Source organism: Flavobacterium sp. ENC (genome assembly GCF_020991415.1).
Lineage (GTDB): Bacteria > Bacteroidota > Bacteroidia > Flavobacteriales > Flavobacteriaceae > Flavobacterium.
In genome coordinates this window covers 730203-752018 of record NZ_JAJMOY010000001.1, presented here as the reverse complement: position 1 = coordinate 752018, position 21816 = coordinate 730203, and the positions used below count along the sequence as shown (strand labels likewise).

Genomic DNA, 21816 nt, shown 5'->3' with positions numbered 1-21816 from the left:
CTTTAAAAGAAATTATTTTTTGATGATAAACTTCTCCGCTTTTATTTTGGAATTGCCGGCATTTTTAATAAAATAAATCCCTTCTGATATATCCTCCAGATTAATGGTGTTAATTGCATTTTCATTTAAATGAACCACTTTAATACTCTTTCCGGTTTGATCTATTATGTTATAATTTCCTCCATTTGCAGTAACAATATTTAATATTCCATTGCTAGGATTCGGATAAAGTTTAAATTCATCTGGTTTGAATTGACCAACGGCCAAACTTGTTACAGTAATACAATCAGAAGCAATTGTACATTCGCCAACTGTAATTTCAACCTTATAGTCTCCGGATGTTAAAGGAGTATAAGACTGATTTGTTTCGTTTGAAAGCAAAGTATTCGGGCATTTGTACCACTGATAAGTAGCTCCTAAATGATTTGATGTCAGTGTTCCGGAATTTAAACTTACGGCATTACTAATAGCTGATGAATCGTTTATTGTTAATTCTAAAATTTTAGTATCACAACCATTCGTGTAAGAATACGTTCCTGAACTTGTATACTGTGTACCATTTACAGTCCAGGTGTAACTGTCACAAGCGGCTATCGTTTCTGTAGCTGATGTTGCCGGTGTAATGGTAAGGTTTAAAGTTTTAGTACCACATCCATTCATATAAGTATACGTTCCGGAAGTTTTATATTCCGTAGCATTTGCGGCCCAGGTATAGCTATCACAGGCAGCTACCGTTTCCGTAGCAGTTGTTGAATTGGTAATGGTCAATACCAATGTTTTGGTGTCACAGCCATTCGTGTACGTATATGTTCCGGAAGTTTTATATTCCGTAGCATTTGCGGCCCAGGTGTAGCTATCACAAGCAGCTATCGTTTCCGTTGAAGATGTTGAATTGGTGATGGTCAATACCAATGTTTTGGTATCGCAACCTATAGTATTCACATACGTTCCGGAGCTTGTATATTCAGTACCATTTTCAGCCCATGTATAACTATCACAAGCGGATATAGTTTCCGTAGCTGTTGTTGCAAGCGTAATGGTAAGGTTTAAAGTTTTAGTATCACAGCCATTGGTATAAGAATATGTTCCTGAACTTGTATACTTAGTACCATTTTCAGTCCATGTATAACTGTCACAAGCGGAAATAGTTTCTGTAGAAGATGTTGAATTTGTAATAGTTAGTACTAAGGTTTTAGTATCACAACCTACAGTATTCATATACGTTCCGGAGCTTGTATATTTACTACCATTTTCAGCCCATGTATAACTGTCACACGCGGATATAGTTTCTGTAGAAGATGTTGAATTGGTGATTGTCAATACCAATGTTTTAGTATCACAGCCTACAGTATTCACATACGTTCCTGAGCTTGTATACTTAGTACCATTTTCAACCCATGTATAACTGTCACAAGCGGAAATAGTTTCTGTAGAAGATGTTGAATTTGTAATGGTTAGTACTAAGGTTTTAGTATCACAACCTACAGTATTCATATACGTTCCGGAGCTTGTATACTTAGTACCATTTTCAGCCCATGTATAACTGTCACACGCGGATATAGTTTCTGTAGAAGATGTTGAATTGGTGATTGTCAATACCAGCGTTTTAGTATCACAACCTACAGTATTCACATACGTTCCTGAGCTTGTATACTTAATACCATTTTCAGCCCATGTATAACTGTCACACGCTGAAATAGTTTCTGTAGAAGATGTTGAATTTGTAATAGTTAATACCAATGTTTTAGTATCGCAACCTACAGTATTCACATACGTTCCTGAGCTTGTATACTTAGTACCATTTTCAGCCCATGTATAACTGTCACACGCGGATATAGTTTCTGTAGAAGATGTTGAATTTGTAATAGTTAATACCAATGTTTTAGTATCACAACCTACAGTATTCACATACGTTCCTGAGCTTGTATACTTAGTACCATTTTCGGCCCATGTATAACTGTCACAAGCGGAAATAGTTTCTGTAGAAGATGTTGAATTTGTAATAGTTAGTACTAAGGTTTTAGTATCACAACCTACAGTATTCACATACGTTCCTGAGCTTGTATACTTAGTACCATTTTCAGCCCATGTATAACTGTCACACGCGGATATAGTTTCTGTAGAAGATGTTGAATTGGTGATTGTCAATACCAATGTTTTAGTATCACAACCTACAGTATTCACATACGTTCCTGAGCTTGTATACTTAGTACCATTTTCAGCCCATGTATAACTGTCACACGCGGAAATAGTTTCTGTAGAAGATGTTGAATTCGTGATTGTCAATACCAGCGTTTTAGTATCACAGCCATTGGTATAAGGATACGTTCCAGAACTTGTATACTTAATACCATTTACCGGCCATGTATAACTGTCACAAGCAGCTACAACTTCTGGAGTTGAGCTTGTCAACGGAGTAATAGTAAGGTTTAAAGTTTTAGTATCACAACCTACGACCGCGGTATAAGTTCCGGAGCTTATATATTTAGTACCATTTGCCGCCCAGGTGTAAGAATCACAAGCTGCTATAACTTCAGGAGCTGATGTTGTCGATGGCGTAATAGTAAGGTTTAAGGTTTTGGTATCACAACCTACGACAGCGGTATACGTTCCGGAGCTTATATATTTGGTACCATTTACAGCCCAGGTGTAAGAATCACATACACTTACATTTTCAGGAGCAGATGCTGTTGATGGCGTTCCGGTAACTGTTTTTACCAATAATCTGTCACTTGCACAATATGCAGCTTCACAAGCTACGCAATAAGTGGTGTTATTTGCTGTAGGCGTTGCTGTGGCTGATGCTCCTGTTGCAAAACTACTACCTCCAGTTAATGCCGTATACCAGGTAGCTGTTGTTCCAAGTGGACAAGTTGCATTTAAAGTTACTGCAGTACTTCCTAAACACGGAATATTTTCAGTAGAATTGGTAAAGGTCGCAGTACCCGGTTTGATTGATGTTGTGGTAATATTTGAACTTACAGTCGTAAAATTAGTTCCGTTTACAGACGCCTGATTCGTAACAGCGCATGTATTTGCCGGTAATGAACCTGCCGCATTTATTGTCGCACTAAAAGTTATTACGGTACTTTTTCCTCCGGCCAAAGTAAATGGTCCAACAGAAATTGTTTCTCCTGATGCTGTTTTTGCAGTGCTGTTTATGCCCGCAGATTTATTTGTAATTGGATTACTATTTTGACTTTCTGCAATTGGTGTAGTTTTTTCAGTTTCTTTTGGAGTTACCATTTTTGAAGCTGATGGATTAGAAGGAATTGCAGCTGTTCCGGAAATGATTGTTCCGCCAGCCATTTCATCTATAGCAGTTCTTGGTGCTGCCGTATTGTTGTTGTTCCAGAAAGCGGTAAGATCTGCAGATCTGTCGCCCGATCCGGTTGCAAGAGCAGTTGCACCTTGCAGGATTACTTTATTTCCTGCGCCATAAGCCGCAACATCAAAAGTTGTAAAAGGGTTAACCGCAGCATTGGTTGTATTATTACCAATGTTTGCAGCGCTTATCAGGGTGCTTGTAGCTGTTCCCACGGAAATTACCGCAACATGTGCATAAGAATCTGCAGCTAAACTAATGTTATTGTTTTTTATCGTAGCATCCATTCTGGCGTTTGCAGTAATACTACCATTATCATTAGCTTCAGATACTATACCATAGTTGTTGGCATTGGTAATCGTATTATTTAATATTTGAGTAATATGTTTCGCGTTTCCATAGGCCGCAACAGAAATACCATTAGAAACAGATCCTGCTCCGCCACCGTCTATAGTATTAAAATTTATTCTTCCGTTCATAGTTCCTGTGTCCTGATTTCCAACATTGCAGGTAAATGAACCACTGAAGCTTGATTTTATAGTATTGTTTATGATATTATAATTTACTGTTGCAGCCGTGTTTGCCTGAAGTGATAAACCATTACTGCCGGGACTTGCTGCTGCATTTATTGTATTTCCGTCAGCAAGAGAATTTCCTCCAACCTGGATCGTATTTGATGAGGTACCGCCAAAATTTAATGTTAAACCGTAATTTTTTGCATTAGAAAAATCATTTGCTTTTAAAACTAAAGTATTATTTGAATTTCCATAGCCTTCAAATATAAAATTACTGTCACCATTAGCTTTATTAAATGCATTTTTAAACTGAGAGCCTGTTATAGTCAAATTAGAAACTCCGCTGTCATTATGGGCATAAAAACCACGACCCCATGAATCGTTAACTGTTGTATTGGTTATCGTAGCAGTTCCTTTTAGGTTTGTTGCAGATATACCGCCGGTTTCAGAACCTGAAATATTATTTCCGCAGTTACTTAAAACACCATTAGTTAATTCAAAATTAGTAACATTGTCTATTTTAATACCAAAAAGACCAGCGTTAGTAAAATTCATGTTTTTTAAGGAAATGTTTGTGCAGGAAGTAAATTCTGCACCAATCGATCCGTTAGAAATATTCTGAATTGTTCCTCCCGATCCTGCAGTAGATCCTGTTCCCGTAACCTGAAAAGAACCTGAGGCATTACTTATCGCTATTCCGCCTGCACCACCATTTGCAGAAACGGATTGAAAAATACAATCCAGAGTTCCGCCGCCATTTATATTTACGGCAACAGCACTTCCGCCGGTTATAGAAGCATTTCTTACTTTTAAATTTCCAACACTTGTCCCGGTCATACCGGAAGACAATATAACGGCCTGAATATCATTATTTGCTTTAAGAGCAATGGAAGAAAAAGTTGGATTTGTACCGCCAGTGGTGGGTAAAACATTACTGTACGATGGAACAGTAATACCCAATATAGTGGCCAAGCCAGCTGTTGCTCCCTGACCTATTACTTTTTGATTGTCTGATAAGGTTAATGTTGTACCACTGTTAGCAGCTCCTGTATAAATAAAAATAGGGTTTGAACCTGTACCTGTCGCATTTTGTACCAGTTTGAAAGGGCTTAGTAAAGTTCCCGTTCCATTTGTTGCAGCCGAACTGTTTATAAAATATATAGGTGCCGAAATTGTAATGGTTACTGTTGCAGTATCTGTTTTTCCGTTGGCACTTGTTAGCGTATACGTAAAACTATCCGTACCGGAATAACCCGCAGTCGGATTGTACGTAAAAGATCCGTTAGAGGATATAGCTGCAACTCCATGACTTCCATTTACTAAAATAGCGGTAGTCAGTGCAGTGCCGTCCGGGCTAACATCATTTGCTAAAATACCCTGAGCTGCGTTTAATGTTATACCAACATTTCCGATACAGTTATAGGCATCATTTACAGCAATTGGAGTGGCCTTAAGAGATCCTGCTACCAACGTTAGATTAGCATCTAAAATATCCTGAAAAGTAGTTCCGATAGCATCCGTTCCTGTATTATTTATAGTAATTGTAAAGTCAAGTTGTGAACCTGGTTTAGCATTTCCTCCTCCGTTTACCACAACAGCATTGGTAACACTAACAGCTGCCGCTACAGCAGTAACACTTGCTTCTTCTTTTGCCGGAGCAGTATTCTTTTTAGCAGGAGCTATTGCAGCAACAATTTGTTTCTCAACTTCTGCTACCTGTTTTATAAATGGAGTAACAACATTTTTCTTAATAACATTGTTATAGGACATTCCGAATGTTAGGAACCCCATTAAGATTATAACAAGTAAGAGTTTGTTTTTTTTCATTTTTTTTTACTTTAATGAGTTAGCATTATTAAGAAAATATAGCCTCGTATTTCATTCCCACACTATCAAAACCTAATGGAGAAAGAAACAAATCTAAATTGCCCTTTTGAGGATGTACAATGGTAAAAATGCCTTGTTGGTAATATTCGGTTTTTTGTTCCGTTCGAAAAACTATCGAAAAAGGTTCTCTTTCCAGAGAAGAATAATTATTCAGCTTTGTTAATTCAACTAACTCAGCATCAAGATGAATTTCATCAGAAATTCGAATCATGAATACTTTATTTAAGAATGCGTTAAAATCATTTAAAGTAAGTAAAGCTATATCCATACATTATATTTTATCGTTAATTTCTTTGAGGAATCCACTCCATGAGATGATACACACCGTTTGTCTCGCTAATTTTTGTAAATCCTAATCTTTTATATAATTCCATGGCAGGATTAAAACTTTCAACATGAATAGTAACATTCCTGTTTGCTTTTGCTGCCTTTTGTAATATTTCCTTCAAAATCGAACTTCCAATATTTTTTCCCCGCCAATCCGGTAATAGTGTAATATCAATAATTCGCACTCCTTTTTGTTCAAAAAAGGAATCAATATATAATCTTCCTACAGTGGTATTCTCTTTTTCAATTATATAAAACTTTGCGCCTAAATAATTTTTTTGATAATGTTCATGCTGAGCTGAAAACTGATGTTCAATAAATATATTTTTTTGTTCGTCACTCCAGTCAGTTCCGTTTTCTAATTCTTCGGTACGTGTACTACCGTATATTTTGCACAGAATAGACAAATCGCTTTCCTGTATATCACGAAGCGTAATATTTTCTATCTCTAAATTCAAAAGCAATTATTATTAAGGTCTTGGAGGATAAACTCCCTGAAGTGCAATACAAAAATACATGGTCAGATAAGGCATCATATTATTATGAGGCTGATCTCCTCCTGCAGGAGCGATCGAATTAGCATCCATAGCTGTCCCCGGTGTACCCGTAGCATAAATTTTTACAGGATTACCGCGGCCTAAACTATTATTTGTTGGGGCAGTAGATTGCGAATTTAATGTTGCAGCCAATAATGTATGGGTATGAGAGGGGATCTCTGAATCAAGTAAAGTAACCGTATCAGAACCGCCTGTTTCCCCTAAATCATGCAACGATAATCCTGGTCCCTGACCGGGATGCATAGGCGTTCTTCCTTGCAAATCCGGTAAAGCAAAATTAGATTTTCCATTACCACCATAGGTTGTACCTAATAATGAAAAAAGAGCGGTGTTTTGAGATAAAGGTAAAAGTTGTCCATCACAAAATGCCCAGCCTTTGGGAGCAAAGTTGAATGGAAATATGCGTATTTCGGCCACAAATGGATCCATAATATTTTTATTTATTTCTTATTAAAAATCTAAAGAATGCGGTATTAATTTTATGTTGGTGTTGGAAATATCCCGAATAAGGATATTATAAAATTTACACACAAATAAGGTTGAAAATTAGTATGTGGCTGACTTCCGCCGTCCGGTGCAATTGTGTTATAATTTAGTGGTGTAGCTGGCGTATTGGCTGAATATACTTTGCTTCCTGTTGGGGTAGTGCTTAATAAAGCATCAGCAGGGTTTCCTGTATTGGCAATATCTGTTGTTGCTGTTAAAGAATGCGAATGAGACGGAATCTGACTAACCGTTAAAGTTACTTCTTCAACACCACCCGTTTCGGCCAATGTAAATCCGTTACCATTATGCAAGGGAATACGTCCTCTCATATCAGGTACTGCAAAAGTGCTTTCTCCGTCGCCGCCGTAAGTAGTTCCAATTAAATTAAATAATGTTTCATTCTCCGAGATAGGCATTAATTGCCCTTCACAGAATGCCCATCCTGCAGGGGCGAAATTTCCGGCAAACATTCTGATCTCACCAATGTAAGGTTGTGCCATAATTCTAGCGTTTTTAGATTATTAAGTAGTTGAAGGAAATACCCCCTGTAGAGCAATACAAAAATTCAGGGCCAAAAAAGGCTGCATATTCAGGTGCGCCTGACTACCGCCAATGTTTGTAATTGACGCTGAATTCATTGCCGTAAGGTTCTTTTCAGAGTCACAGTATACCTGATTAGGAGCCGTATTTGCTAATGCGGTTGCATTACTTACGGGAATGTTTGTAGTTACTGGCTGAGTAACACTTTTTAATACGTGTGTATGGGTTGGCAATTCGGCTATAGATAATGTGTGGGCCTGTTCACCACCTCTTTCACCAAGATTATGGCCATTTCCAACATGTATGGGAATTCTTCCGCGTAAATCAGGAAGTCCGAAATTTACTCTTCCGTCTCCTCCAAAAGTAGTTCCCAATAATGAAAATAAAGCCTGGTTTTGGTTTATAGGTAATAATTGTCCGTTGCACATTGCCCAGCCTTTTGGCGCAAAAGTAAACGACATAATTCTGGTTTCAGCTAAAAATGGTTCTGCCATAATGAGACTATTTTATAGTTTTATTTTTTGAAGGTGGTTTGTTAAACTAAAACAGAAGTAACATTTAAACTGTGTTTAGAAATTACTTCTTTCTGATATACTACGGTAGTTCCTTCCTTTATAATAATGGTTATTGCCGTATTTTCAGGAGACAGTATTGTTTTTAAGTAAACGCTGCCTTTTTGTGTCATAAAGCCATACGGTTCTGATTGTGTTACAGCAGCAGCAGGAAATAGATAATGTGATAAATTTACATTGCTATTGTGCATTTGTAATTCTTCCATTGCTACAGTAATTGCTTCTAAATCAAATCCTGATAATGATTTTAATGATTTCCATTCTCCGTCAGCATTTTTTCCAAAACATAACAATACGTCATCTAACTTTCCGGAGCCATCAACATGAAGATGCATTGGAAACATTTTCAGTCTATTGTCATCAGAACTATAACAGAAATTGCCGGAAGCCTGATAACCCATTTTTTGCCAGCTTACAATTGCTTTAGTATAGCAATGAAAAAGAGCCTGGTCTAAAAGAAAAGCATTCGAAATATTTGATTTAGAAAAATTCGATAAAATATTTTTTTCTTCTTTATCTAAATCCGAAAAATTAGTGAAAGCATTTTGACCCAAAAGAGATCCACAAAAGAGCGTTGTGGCACCTACAAATCCAACATTTTTAATAAAATTTCTGCGAGTTAAATCTGTCATATTGAAAGCTTTTTAAGAAAATTTTAAGTAAATGTATTAAAAACAAAATTCTACGATCAAAAAATGATGTTTTTTTGTTAAAACGTACAATAATATTTACTTTTTAGAGTTGTTATGTTTTTTTTTTAAGAAAAGGCATACAAGAAATTTTTGCCGAATTTAAAATTGGGCATAAAAAAAAATCCCGGATAACAATCTTATAATTGTTATCCGGGATTTTCGATAAGTTGAAGGATATTATTTTATTTCTTCCTCTTCTTTTTTTACAGCAGGAGCTGATTGATCATCTTTGGCAGCGTTTTTAAATTCCTTAATTCCGCTTCCTAAACCTTTCATTAATTCCGGAATTTTTTTACCTCCAAAAAGTAATATCACGATACCTACTATTACGAGGATTTCTGTAAGACCTAATCTTCCCATGGTTTGTATATTTAATGCCTAAGCAAATTGTTTTCTAATTTTACCGCAAATGTATATAGAATATACGAAGAACAAGTGTATTTGGTTTAAAATATTTGGTTTTAATAGCGTTAAATATTCTTTAAAATTATAATTTAAGAACATTCCCTTAATTTTGATACGCAGCAACACAGTGATTAATTCTTATATTTGCTCGTGTAAACAACCTAAAATGACTAAGAAGAAATTTAATTTCAGAAAAAAACTATTCATCAAAAACCGATTGGTAATTTTGAATGTAGATACCTTTGAAGAGATTTTTTCATTCAAACTGACCCTGATGAACGTCTTTGTTGTTTTTTCGCTTGGCGGAATATTTTTAATATTAATCACCACTTTCATCATTGCTTTTACCTCTTTACGGGAATTTATTCCCGGATATTCTTCTTCTCAGCTAAAGAAAAATGCAACAGAATTAGCAATAAAATCCGATTCACTGGAAAGGGCTTTAAAGAAAAATGAACTCTATATAAAAGGAATCCAGAAAGTTTTAAGAGGTGAACTGGAGTATGCGAAATTTAATAAAGATTCCATTCTGTCTGAAACAGAAGAAACGCCGGATCTTGATATGAAAGCTTCTGAGGAAGAAATTAAATTAAGGGAAGAAGTAGCAAAAACAGAGAAGGAATCGGAAGAAAAAGACCAGAATAAAACAAAAGTGACAAAAAATAAGATCCAGAAAAATGTCAATTAAAGCAATAGCGGCAAAATTATTTGCCCGCAAAATATACTACAAAACCCAGGCCTGGGCCAATAAACCGGTTGAAACCCAGCTTGCCGTATTTAAAAGTTTAATAAAGGATGCAAGAGACACTGCTTTTGGCGGGGATCATCATTTTGATACCATAAAAACGGTTCACGATTTTATAAAAAATGTTCCTGTACGGGATTATGAAGACTTGAAACCTTATATAGACAAGGTGAGAACGGGTGAAAAAGATATTCTATGGAAAGGCAAACCGCTTTATTTTGCCAAAACTTCAGGAACCACTTCCGGGGCAAAATATATTCCTTTGACGAAGGAGTCAATGCCGTATCATATTGAAGCTTCCAGAAATGCCATTTTGCATTACATACATGAAACCGGAAAGGCTGATTTTGTCGACGGGAAAATGATTTTCCTGCAGGGAAGCCCCATTTTAACTGAAAAGTACGGAATTAAATTTGGAAGATTATCCGGAATAGCAGCGCATTTTGTTCCAAAGTATTTACAAAAAAACCGAATGCCGTCTTTAGAAACGAATTGTATTGAAGACTGGGATACGAAAGTCAATGCCATTGTCGGGGAAACGATCGACCAAAACATGACCATTATTTCCGGGATTCCTTCCTGGGTGCAAATGTACTTTGAGCGTCTGCAGGAAAAAAGCGGTGGCAAAAAAATAGGGGAGTTATTCAAAAATTTTAACCTGTTTATTTACGGAGGCGTTAATTATGAACCTTACCGCGCGAAGTTCGAAAGCATGATTGGCAGAAAAGTAGACAGTATTGAATTGTTTCCGGCTTCAGAAGGATTTTTTGCGTATCAGGATTCTCAAAAATCAAAAGGAATGCTGTTGTTATTAAATTCCGGAATTTTTTATGAGTTTATTAAAGCAGACGAATTTTTTACGGAAAACCCAAAAAGCTATACGATTGGGGAAGTAGAAACCGGTGTCAATTATGCGTTGATCATTTCCACAAACGCCGGGCTATGGCGCTATAATATTGGCGATACCGTTCAGTTTACTACGTTATTTCCACATCGCGTCATCGTTTCGGGACGAATCAAACATTATATTTCCGCTTTTGGAGAGCATGTTATTGCAAGTGAAGTAGAAAATGCCATGAAAGAAGCAACGCAGGGCACCGAAATTGTAATTAACGAATTTACCGTGGCGCCTCAAATTACGCCATCTAACGGATTGCCTTATCACGAATGGTTTGTAGAATTTGAAAACGAACCTCAAGATATCGACGTTTTTGCTGAAGCAATTGACAGCGCCATGCGCAAACAGAATATTTATTATGACGATTTAATAACAGGAAACGTTTTGCGAAAAGTGGTCGTTACCAAAGTTTCCAAAAACGGATTTCAGGAATACATGAAATCGCAGGGGAAATTGGGCGGCCAGAATAAAATTCCGAGATTGTCAAATAATAGGGATATTGCAGATAATTTAAAATAGAAAACAACTTACATTTGTAAGTTCGAAAATAACAAAGCATGAAAGAAACCAAACATATATCAAGATCAAGAGCGCAGGAATCCTCTGCGGCAATTGAAAAAATGTACATTACAATGCGCCACTTATTCAACCGTGGTTTTTACAAACCAATGGGCGTTTCGGGCGATAGCTTACGTGAATCTTTATTGGCATTACGCCCTGAAATCTACGGAAACATAGGGGAAGAAAAAGTAGAGCTAAACGGACTTTTGTACGTTATAGAACGTTTACCGATAGGAATTGAGCAATGCCGATTTATTAACCTGACTTCAGACGAAGGATATTCCAAATCGCACTTTGAGGCGATCGTTCCTCCAAAAAGAAGACGAAATTGTTATCGAATCGATGAGGAGCAAATGAATGTTGAAATCACCAGAGGCCGATCAGATATTTATGATATTCTTACACATTTGACTTTTATCTTCATAGAATCCCACAAAATAAAAAACAGGGTTTTATTAGATGACGGCGGTGAAGTTTCCCGCGACTGGATGAAGCTGGAGCAGGCGGTCATGCAAACCAAAAAATTGTCTTTGATCGAAAAAGAAAAAGCAATTTCGCACGTGGCGAATATCCTGGCAAGAACTTTTGAGGAAGTTTTAGACATTTATGACACTTTCGGTTCTGATGAAGCACCGGACCGTTTCCTGCATGTCATCTACTGGCTGGGAAAATTAGCGATCGAAGAAGTGATTGAGAATAATAAACGAACCATCACTTTTAGTCCGGTTTTGAGAGAACGCTTAGGACACCATATTCACGGAGAAATCTGGGCGACTAACATCAAGGAAGTTTTGAAGGCAAACAGTCTTTTAAAAAGACCGATTCACGTGATCAGTGCCAATATGCATAGTGTAATGAATTCTATTTTTGCGACTCCCCTGCTGAAAACGAAATTCAAGGACAAATCTGATTTTTTCATCTATGAGGAATTAAGTAAGTCAGGGGCAAAAGAAACCAGAAAACTGGTGGAAGAACTTGCCCTGAAAAACGGAATGATTTCGTTGCCGGATACATCAGGAACAAATATTGACGTTCAGATTTTTGATACGGCTAAAATTGACTGGGCAAAGACAGCATTTCCCAAAGCAAAAACAGACGATCAGAAACCGGTTATTATTGTAATGGATTATGCTTTTGGAGAACAGGCATATGAAACGATTGATGAACTTCTGAAACCGTATAAAAAAGATACTTTATTAGAAGTAAAATCGGTATCAATAATGGGTAAAGCCGGAATTTTAGAGGGAGGAAAAGGAGATATCATGATCCCGACCGCCCATATAAATGAGGGAACAGCTGATAATTATTTCTTCGAAAATGAATTGACAGGAGCCATGTTTGAAGGAAATGACATTGCCGTTTTTGAAGGCGCCATGGTCACCGTTTTAGGAACATCATTGCAAAACAGGGATTTACTGAAGTTTTTTCACGAATCAACCTGGGGCGTAATCGGACTTGAAATGGAAGGTTCCTATTATCAGAAAGCGATACAGTCGGCATCGAAAATCAGAAAAAGTGTGCCGCATGATGTAAAGGTACGATATGCCTATTATGCCTCAGATAATCCATTGGAAACAGGAAGTACGCTGGCTTCAGGCGGATTGGGTACAACAGGCGTAAAACCAACTTATCTGATTACCATCAAAATTTTAGAACAAATATTCAACCTAAAATAGAACCTTATAAATGAGTACAAATGTACCACAAAGCGATGATAATCAGGAAATTGATTTAGCACAGATTTCAAAAAGAATCGGCGGATTTTTTGAATCGGTTAAAACTTCTATTTTTAACGGGATTCAGTTTTTTGTCCAAAACTGGGTTATTGTTTTAATTTTAATAGTGGCCGGGTTTGCTGTAGGATTGTATTTAGATACTAAAAAAGCGTATAGTAATGAAATCATCGTAACGCCAAATTTTGGAAGTGTTGATTATTTATATTCGAAAATTGATTTATTAGAATCAAAAATTATATCCGGTGATACGGTTTTCCTTAAAGAAATTGTAGGTATTAAAGAGCCGAAAAACCTAAATGAAATTAAAATAAAACCCATTACGGATGTCTATAATTTTGTTAAGAATAAACCGGAAAATTTCGAACTCCTCAAGTTATTAGCAGAAGACGGGGATGTCAACAAAGTAATTGAAGAGAGTACAACAAGTAAAAACTATCCTTTTCAGAAAATAATTATTTATACGAAGAAAAAAGCATCTGAGGAAAAACTTATAGCACCATTGTTCGCCTATCTGAATACATCGGATTATTTCAAAAAAATTCAAAAACAAGTTTATACCAATACAATTTCAAAGATTAGACAAAACGATTCCATAATTAATCAGATTGACGGCGTTTTGAGTAATTTCTCAAGTGCGACTAAATATTCGAACAGAAGTGATAAATTATTGTACAACAATGAAAATTCACAGCTCAATGACATCATAAAAACCAAAGACGTGTTATTGAGTGAACAGGGAACCCATAGAATTGAGTTAATTGGATTTGATAAAATTATTAAGGAAAGCAGTGTAACCATGAATATTGAGGCACCGAAATTTATCAATGGAAATTTAAAACTTTTACTACCGTTGGTATTTGTTTTGCTATTTGTATTTTTGAATGCTTTTAATTCTTTTTATAAAGGACAGCAGCGTAAAAAAGTTTCAGGTACTTTAAATTAGTAATAAAGTATAAGTGATTGAAAAACAGTAAATTATTTAATAAAAGCAGCAATTGTTTTTTTTGAAATTTACGAACAATGAATTATATAAACATTTTTATAATTTAATATTAAAAAAAATATATTTTTGCCAAAAAAATTACAAATGAAAACAAAATTAATTCTTTTAAATTTATTAGTTATAGTTTCTTTAATTTCCTGTAAAAACAAAGAGGAAGAGAAACCTGTAGAAGAAGTTAAAGCAAATACATTTGATGTAATTGTAGATTTAGACATCAAAAAAGATGATGAATTAATACTTTTTTATAAAGACCCTTCCATTTCTTTTTTTGATGATAAAAACACCGTTTATTACGGAGTAAAAGGAAAAGATGAACCGCAAACGATAACATTTAGTGTTCCTGAGGGAATTTTACCAAATGATATCCGCTTTGATATCAGTTCAAAAAAAGATCAGGAGCCTGTTAAAATCAATTCTGTAACATTAAGTTTTGAAGGAAGAACTTTTAAGATAGAGCAAAAAGATTTATCAAAATATTTCACACCAAACGAATTTATAAAGTTTGATGACGCATCAGGAACTGCAACATTTGTTAAGGAAGGTGAAAGCTATGATCCTTATTTCTTAACTAAGCCGGCAATTTATCCTGAACTGGAAAAAGTCAGAGGCGCTAAAATGTAAATTCTTCCTAATAATTTTTAAGGCTATTTCATCTGATCATAGCCTTTTTTTATAACCTAAATTAAAATTTTGAAGCTAAAACTTTTTGATATATTTCAACAATATAAAAAACACAAAATTTTAGCTTCAAATTTTGTCTATCTCTCCATACTGCAAGGTCTGAATTTAATTCTGCCATTAATTACACTCCCTTATTTGATAAGGGTGCTGGGAGTTGAATATTTTGGATTATTATCTTTTTCATTTGCATTTATCACCTATTTTCAAATTATTACCGACTATGGCTTTAATGCTACAGGAACAAGAGATGTTTCCATGGTAATGGATAATGCGCAAAAGCAAAATGAAATTTTCAACCAGATTATGTCAGCCAAATTGCTTTTGGTAGTATTGAGTTTTATCCTGATGACGGGAATTGTTTTTGCTTTTGAAATTTTCAGGACCTATTGGATCGTTTATTTGTTTTCATTCGGATCTATTCTTGGCCAGGCAATTTTTCCGGTTTGGTATTTTCAGGGAATTCAAAAAATGAAATATATTACGTATCTGAATTTAGTAACGAAAATCATTTTTACAATTGCGCTTTTTATATTTATAAAACACAAATCCGATTATTATCTTGTTCCGGTTTTTAATGCACTGGGCTTTATTGCTGCGGGAATTTTTTCATTGTTTTATCTCCGGAAAGATTTCAATATCAGGTTTCAGCTTCAACCTTTCAAAAAGATAAGGGAGCAATTAAATAAGGGTAAATATGTTTTTTTATCAGAATTAAAAATCTCTTTATTTACCAATACCAATACCTTAATTTTGGGCATTATTGCAGGAAATCAGGCGGTAGGATTTTTTTCGGCAGCAGAAAAACTGGCACGAGCTATAGGAAATTTGCAGACACCAATTTCTAATACACTTTTTCCATACCTCTCCAAAGAGATGAGCCTGGATAAATACAGTACGATTCAAAAAATTCAAAAGATCACGAGATATGGTGCTTTTTTATTTTCTGTTCTTATTGTCATATGTTTCTTTTTTGCAGCACAAATTATAAAAATAATCTACGGAGCTGAAATGGTTTCGGCAGTAATTCTCTTTAAAATTTTAATACTTATACCATTGCTTTCCTTTTTAGACTCCATGTACGGAAAACAAATCCTTTTAAATTTAGGAAAAGATAATTTATATTTCCGGGTGATATTGTACGCTACAATTCTAAATTTGGGCATTAATGTATTGCTTACGTATTATTATAAAGAGTTAGGGACAGCCATTACACTCATTATCACTCAGATCGTAATAGTTGCAGGAATGTGGTATTTTGCAAAAAGAGAGATTGATTTGATAGCTGAAAATAGAAATAAAAATGAATTCAATTAAAGTCAGTGTAATTATCCCCGTTTATAATGGGGAAGCGTTCTTGCAGGATTGCATAGAATCGCTGATAAATCAGACGTTAATCGCATGCGAATTTATTTTTGTCAACGATGGATCTACAGACAATGGTATGGGCATTATTGGTGAATACCAAAAAAAAGACAGTAGAATTATAGTAATCAATCAGGTTAATAAAGGGATAAGCGAGGCAAGAAATGCCGGAATTGCAGCTGCAAAAGGAGAATATATCGGGTTTTTAGACAATGATGATTTTGTAAAAAACGATATGTTTGAGCGTTTGTATGAAACAGCCCAAAAAGATGATTTGGACATTGTAGTTTCTAAAACCATTTTAGGAAGAGACGGAAAATATATTATTAAAGATTCGGTTTTTGATGCAGGGATTCTTTACGGGCAGCCATTTATTCAGGCTGAAATAATTCCGAATCTATTAAGAACCGAGGATTTATTTGCCGTCTGGAATAAAATTTATAAAAGAAGTTTTGTGGAGGTGAATAACATACATTTTCCTAAAAACAGAGTTATTGAAGAAGATAATATGTTTAATATACAAGCTTTCCATAAAGCAGAAAACGTTTTATTTATGGATTATGCGGGGTATTATTACCGGGAAGTTGCTACCAGTAAATCCAGATTAACCATAGAAAACGATTACTTTTCTAAAGCGCTTGAAAAATATTATTTCGATTATAAAAAAGAATATAATCTTACGCTTTCAGATATAGAAATAGAGGAATTAAAAGCGGTACGATTTATTCAGAGAGTTTTTTATCTGGTCTATAAATGTGGGGTAACCAAAACTTCGTTTAAAGCGAAATTTAAGTATGTAAAGCGAATGGTATTTCATCCTGATGTTTATGAAACAGCCAAAAAATACCATCAGGAAGTAATCGCTGATAAAGGAATATATGAGAAAATAGTTTTAAAAGTAATAATTAAAAAATCTTCGATGCTGCTGTTTTTTTTAATGTTGAGTATTCGGGTGGGGTATCATCCAATGATTTCTGAAACGATTAGAAAATTAAATAAATTAACCAAAAACAATTAAGTGCTGCAAAAAATATATACAGGTTTATTTTTTTTAGGTTTGTTCTTCTTTCCTTTTAATGAATACGAGGGTATTTCTGCCCTGGGTGAATTTAAAAGCGAATCCGGAGCGCTCTTTTTATTTGGTGGATTTTTATTTTTAGCAGCAGATACCTTTTATTCTAAAAAAATTATTATCCCTTATAAAAACATACTTTTTCAGTGTGTGATCTTGTTTTTGGCGTGGTGCATCATAACATTTTTAGTAAACCTGAATACAATTAGTTCTAATTATTTTAAACACACCACCGGAATAAACCGCTTTATACGACAGTATTTTGCATTAATTATTTCAAGTTTTATATTCCTGATTTTATATATAAATGTTTTAGCAAAAATGGAAGTAAAGGAAATACTTTTTAAAATCAGAAAAGTTTTTTTATACTCTTTAATCATTGCTTCAATATATGGTTTTCTCGAAACTTTGGTAATTGTTTTTGGGTTTAGAATCTTTTATCCGGTTTTAAATCTGTTCGATTATTTTCCTTTTTCAGAAGTACATCTTCATCCTGAAGGAAGGATTTCTTCTGTTTCCTACGAGCCTCCATTTCTTGCCATTTACTTAATAAGTATAGCCGGCTGGATGTTTAGCTATATTTTGACAAACAAAAAACCAACCAAATTTTTACCAACTATTGCAGTATTACTCCTGACATACTTTTCGGGATCAAGGACAGGATTAATTGTAATATTTTTTCAGTTGCTGATTTTTTCATTTTTTTTATACAAAGACATTCGATTTAAGACATATATAAAAAAAGCATTAATTGGTTTTGCTGTAATTTTTACTGTGCTGTTAGCTTTTAACGGCGAAAAAGTAATAAAGTCCGTTACGGAAAAAATGGAATCATTAGACTTTAAAAACAATTTGACTAAAAGTGTTTCCAATCAGTCCAGATTTGGAATACAGTATGCATCGATACAGGTTTTTAAGGAAAACCCAGTCGCAGGAGTTGGATTTGGGCAACAAGCCTATCACAACAGGACCCATTATCCGGGTTGGGCAACAAAAAACAATTACGAGTTTAAATTGTATTACAAAAACAAGAAAGAAAAAACGTTTCCTCCGGGATATAATTTATATACAAGATTACTGGCAGAAACAGGATTAGTTGGTTTTCTTCTCTTTTTTCTGTTGCTTTATTTTTCCCTGAGAGAAACAATAATTATTATGAAAAATACTCAGAATGAAGAAAAAATCTTAACTATAATTATTCTCATTACACTGATAGGATTATACATAAACTGGCTTCAGATTGATACGTTCCGAATGTACATTGTCTGGTTATGTCTTGCTATTTTAATTCAATTAAGGTATAAACTAAAAGCATTGAAAAATGAACAATAGTACTGTCCTTCTAATCCCATATTATAACAATTCTGAAGGATTACTTAAATCATTGCGTTCTATTGATCCGGACGAAGAAATTGATATTATAATTGTTGATGACGGAAGTATTTCGGATAAATTTGACGAAGATATCGTGCGGTCAAATTTTAAAGCGAAAGGAACTGTACTATTCGAATACTTAGAAAATAATAAAGGAATTGAAACAGCTTTAAATTCAGGGTTAAGAACTAGTACTGAAAAAAAATACAAATACATCGCAAGATTAGATTGTGGAGATAGCTGTCTTGGAAAGAGGTTCGCTGTTCAAAAAGCATTTCTGGAAGAAAATCCGGAGGTGAAAATTGTGGGATCAAATGTGTTGGCTGTCGACACAAATGCTCATTTTCTATATTCGATTAATTTGCCCCTGGATGACAGCAATATAAAAAAGAAAATGTATTTGAATTCGATGCTGATTCATCCTGCCGTGATGTTTTGTTCTGAAATTTTGGATAGTGTTGGATTATACCCTTTAAACCATAAATTCGCAGAAGATTATGCTTTTTTCTTTACGATTTCCCAGAAATACAAAATGGCAAATATTAAAGAGTATCTAACACAAATTGAAATCAATGCAAACGGCATTTCACTAAAAAAAAGAAAACAGCAGGTGAGAAGCAGAATTACAATTATAAAAAAACACTTTTATTTTGGTTTCTATCCAATTTACGGATTGCTTAGAAATTATGTACTCTTGTTTCTTCCCTATAATTTGATTTTGGCTGTAAAAAAAATTAGAAAATGAAGAATTTAATTAAACAGAATGCTTTTGAGTATCTCATTTATATCTTGATTCTGACGCTTTTTTTTTCAAAAGCACTGCCCAATATCCTATTGGTGCTTTTATCCCTTTTATATCTGAAGGATCTCAACCTAAAAGACTATAAAAAGACATTTTCTGCCGGATCTATTTTATTTGTATTATTGTTATATCTCTTTTTTAAATCGCTTTTTTATGGTAGTATAGTATACGATTTGAAAGTTTACAAAGGGATTTTGTTGCTTTTTTGGTTCTCCCTTATCTTACGTAAAATTACAGATGTTGAAAAGTTTAAACTTTTCATCCTTTTGGGAATAAACGCCTGTATCGTGAGTTCCTTGTTTTTAATTGGAATGTTTTTTTATAAAAACCATACATTGCCATTTGCAAATACCGCTGAGGTTAATAATTTATTACTTCTGGAGCGCCCTTATATTGGTTTTGTTGCTGTTTTAGGATTTTTATTGTCAGTAGAAAAAGCAGTTGTCGCAACAAAACAAAGATGGATTTACATACTCAACGCGATAGTACTACTGTCGTTTATTATATTAATTTCTGCCAGAATTTCCATTATTACAATATTTTGCATTGCTGTTGTTTATTTTCTTTTTTATTATAAAGTTCAATGGTATAAAAAAATACTATTTACGGCATCGATCATCGTTTTATTTGGAATTATTGTGGTGACGAACAAAAACATATCCGAAAGATTTTTCATCAAAAACAATATAGAAGAATCTCTAAAAGTAGCCTCAGATTACGAACCAAGAATTGTGATTTGGAATTGTGCCAACAATATGACAGGAAAAAAGGAATTTCTTCTATTATCCGGATTCAGCGGATACGAGACTATCACAAATAATTTCCTGGATTGTTATGCCACTACAATAGAAAACCAATCGAAAAAAGAATATTTTCTTTCTGAGAAATTCAACTCCCACAATCAGTTTATAGATTTTTATCTAATTGGTGGTCTTTTGGGCCTGCTAATGTTTATAAGCTTTTTTATAAAATTGTTTTACGAGGCAAAATCAAACTTTTTTGCAATTGCAATCGCAATATCATTTTTGTTATTCTTTTTTGTAGAAAACATATTTTATAGACAGTTTGGATGTTATTTGTTCGCGATATTTATTCTAAATTTGGTTCCCCAAAAGAAAGTTAGTAATGCATAAAATTAAAGTTGCCCATATTCTTCATTCCGTAGGCGGTGTTGATGTTTCATTACGACAAATACTTCAAAATCTTGACCCTTCACATTTTGAATGTTTTGTGATTCATGGGGATACAGATATAAAAGAACAATTCAGAGATAAAAATGCTACAAGTATTGTCGATTATACCCTTCCAATATACAGATCAATATCATTGAAAAATGATTATCTCGCCATTGTAAGAGCTTTAAGAATCATTAGAAAAGAAAAACCGGATCTTATCCATTCTCATAGTACAAAAGGAGGAGTAATCGGAAGAGTTGTTGGATTTTTAACTGGTATAAAAGTACTTCATACGCCACAGGCATTTTCTTACCTGAGTGCAGACAGCAAAGTAAAAAGATTTGTTTTTCTGACTGTCGAAAAAATACTTTCAAAAGGAAATTCAGTTTTACTCGCCTCTTCGGAGTCAGAATTAAACAGAGCAACGGAAGATGTTGGTTTTCCCGTAGCAAAAACGCTGCTTTTTAATAATGCAATTGAGCCAATTAAAAATATATCAGAACTTTCGATACCAAAAACATGGCCGGACGAGTATCTTTGTACGGTTGGCAGACCCTGTTATCAAAAAAACATAGAGGAGTTAATTCGTGTTTTATATGAAATCAATAAAACGCAAAAAATGCATCTGGTATTATTGGGAGTCGGACACCATGCAGACCAGTTAGAAGAAGTACAGGAATTGATTTCCAAGTTAGATTTAACAGAGCACGTAACGCTTTTAAACTGGACTTCACGTGAAGATGTTTTAAATATAATTAGTAAATCAAAATTATATTTGTCTGCAGCCAGATATGAAGGATTGCCTTATGCCATAATTGAAAGTTTGGCTTTATCGATACCGGGGGTAGTTTCGGACTGTGATGGAAACAAAGACTTGATTAAAGATGATTTTAACGGATATACCGTAAAAGATAATAACACCATGAACTTTTGTGAAAAAATCATAACGTTGCTGAATGATGAAAATGCATACCATGAGTTTTCAAAAAATGCCAAAAAGACATTTGAGATGAATCATAATATTTTAGAAAAAATAAATGATTTAGAATTTATTTATAGAGACCAAATAAAGAGATAATATTTTTGAACAACATAAAAAAA

19 protein-coding genes are annotated in these 21816 nt (G+C 34.4%); 11 read left to right on the top strand and 8 right to left on the bottom strand.

What is annotated here, in order from left to right; genetic code table 11:
• Positions 1-12 precede the first annotated feature (12 nt).
• The 8 genes from LPB89_RS03135 to LPB89_RS03100 form a co-directional block, all read right to left on the bottom strand.
• A complete protein-coding gene (locus tag LPB89_RS03135) occupies positions 13-5667 on the bottom strand; it encodes an Ig-like domain-containing protein (protein ID WP_230700219.1) in 5655 nt (1884 codons plus the stop codon).
• Positions 5668-5695: 28 nt separating this feature from the next.
• Entirely contained in the window at positions 5696-5995 is a 300-nt protein-coding gene (locus tag LPB89_RS03130; RefSeq protein WP_230700218.1) for a hypothetical protein, read from the bottom strand.
• 16 nt (positions 5996-6011) lie between these two features.
• Positions 6012-6512, bottom strand: a complete 501-nt coding sequence (locus LPB89_RS03125; RefSeq protein ID WP_230700217.1) for a GNAT family N-acetyltransferase — start codon at positions 6510-6512, stop codon at positions 6012-6014.
• A 12-nt stretch (positions 6513-6524) separates the two neighbouring features.
• Positions 6525-7040: a phage tail protein gene (locus LPB89_RS03120; RefSeq protein WP_230700216.1), complete on the bottom strand. Its 516-nt coding sequence runs from the start codon at positions 7038-7040 to the stop codon at positions 6525-6527.
• A gap of 50 nt (positions 7041-7090) precedes the next feature.
• Positions 7091-7597: a phage tail protein gene (locus LPB89_RS03115; protein WP_230700215.1), complete on the bottom strand. Its 507-nt coding sequence runs from the start codon at positions 7595-7597 to the stop codon at positions 7091-7093.
• Between the two features lie 21 nt (positions 7598-7618).
• Entirely contained in the window at positions 7619-8131 is a 513-nt protein-coding gene (locus LPB89_RS03110; protein ID WP_230700214.1) for a phage tail protein, read from the bottom strand.
• Between the two features lie 41 nt (positions 8132-8172).
• Complete coding sequence (locus LPB89_RS03105; protein ID WP_230700213.1) at positions 8173-8841, bottom strand: hypothetical protein; 669 nt, start codon at positions 8839-8841, stop codon at positions 8173-8175.
• A gap of 237 nt (positions 8842-9078) precedes the next feature.
• Positions 9079-9261, bottom strand: coding sequence for a twin-arginine translocase TatA/TatE family subunit (locus LPB89_RS03100; protein ID WP_230700212.1), 183 nt, complete (start codon positions 9259-9261; stop codon positions 9079-9081).
• A gap of 211 nt (positions 9262-9472) precedes the next feature.
• Between LPB89_RS03100 and LPB89_RS03095 the strand changes: the two genes are divergently transcribed.
• The 11 genes from LPB89_RS03095 to LPB89_RS03045 all read left to right on the top strand — a co-directional run bounded on the left by LPB89_RS03095 (position 9473) and on the right by LPB89_RS03045 (position 21793).
• A complete protein-coding gene (locus tag LPB89_RS03095) occupies positions 9473-9994 on the top strand; it encodes a peptidase (RefSeq protein WP_230700211.1) in 522 nt (173 codons plus the stop codon).
• Entirely contained in the window at positions 9984-11468 is a 1485-nt protein-coding gene (locus LPB89_RS03090; RefSeq protein WP_230700210.1) for a GH3 auxin-responsive promoter family protein, read from the top strand. The genes LPB89_RS03095 and LPB89_RS03090 overlap by 11 nt, the downstream gene beginning before the upstream one ends.
• A 38-nt stretch (positions 11469-11506) precedes the next feature.
• The gene (locus LPB89_RS03085) at positions 11507-13186 is read left to right on the top strand and encodes a hypothetical protein (RefSeq protein ID WP_230700209.1); all 1680 of its coding nucleotides are present in this window, start codon (positions 11507-11509) and stop codon (positions 13184-13186) included.
• Positions 13187-13196: 10 nt separating this feature from the next.
• Positions 13197-14189: a hypothetical protein gene (locus LPB89_RS03080; protein WP_230700208.1), complete on the top strand. Its 993-nt coding sequence runs from the start codon at positions 13197-13199 to the stop codon at positions 14187-14189.
• Between the two features lie 144 nt (positions 14190-14333).
• Positions 14334-14870, top strand: coding sequence for a hypothetical protein (locus tag LPB89_RS03075; RefSeq protein ID WP_230700207.1), 537 nt, complete (start codon positions 14334-14336; stop codon positions 14868-14870).
• Between the two features lie 69 nt (positions 14871-14939).
• Positions 14940-16244 carry a flippase gene (locus tag LPB89_RS03070; protein ID WP_230700206.1) on the top strand — a complete coding sequence of 435 codons (1305 nt, stop codon included), beginning with the start codon at positions 14940-14942 and terminating at the stop codon, positions 16242-16244.
• Complete coding sequence (locus LPB89_RS03065; RefSeq protein WP_230700205.1) at positions 16231-17310, top strand: glycosyltransferase; 1080 nt, start codon at positions 16231-16233, stop codon at positions 17308-17310. The genes LPB89_RS03070 and LPB89_RS03065 overlap by 14 nt, the downstream gene beginning before the upstream one ends.
• Positions 17311-18696 (top strand): O-antigen ligase family protein, encoded by a 1386-nt coding sequence (locus LPB89_RS03060; RefSeq protein ID WP_230700204.1) that lies wholly within the window; start codon positions 17311-17313, stop codon positions 18694-18696.
• On the top strand, positions 18686-19483 hold the full coding sequence (locus tag LPB89_RS03055; RefSeq protein ID WP_230700203.1) for a glycosyltransferase: 798 nt from the start codon (positions 18686-18688) through the stop codon (positions 19481-19483). The genes LPB89_RS03060 and LPB89_RS03055 overlap by 11 nt, the downstream gene beginning before the upstream one ends.
• A complete protein-coding gene (locus LPB89_RS03050) occupies positions 19480-20673 on the top strand; it encodes an O-antigen ligase (protein ID WP_230700202.1) in 1194 nt (397 codons plus the stop codon). Before LPB89_RS03055 ends, LPB89_RS03050 begins: the two co-directional genes overlap by 4 nt.
• A complete protein-coding gene (locus tag LPB89_RS03045) occupies positions 20666-21793 on the top strand; it encodes a glycosyltransferase (protein ID WP_230700201.1) in 1128 nt (375 codons plus the stop codon). Before LPB89_RS03050 ends, LPB89_RS03045 begins: the two co-directional genes overlap by 8 nt.
• The last annotated feature ends 23 nt before the right edge of the window (positions 21794-21816 follow it).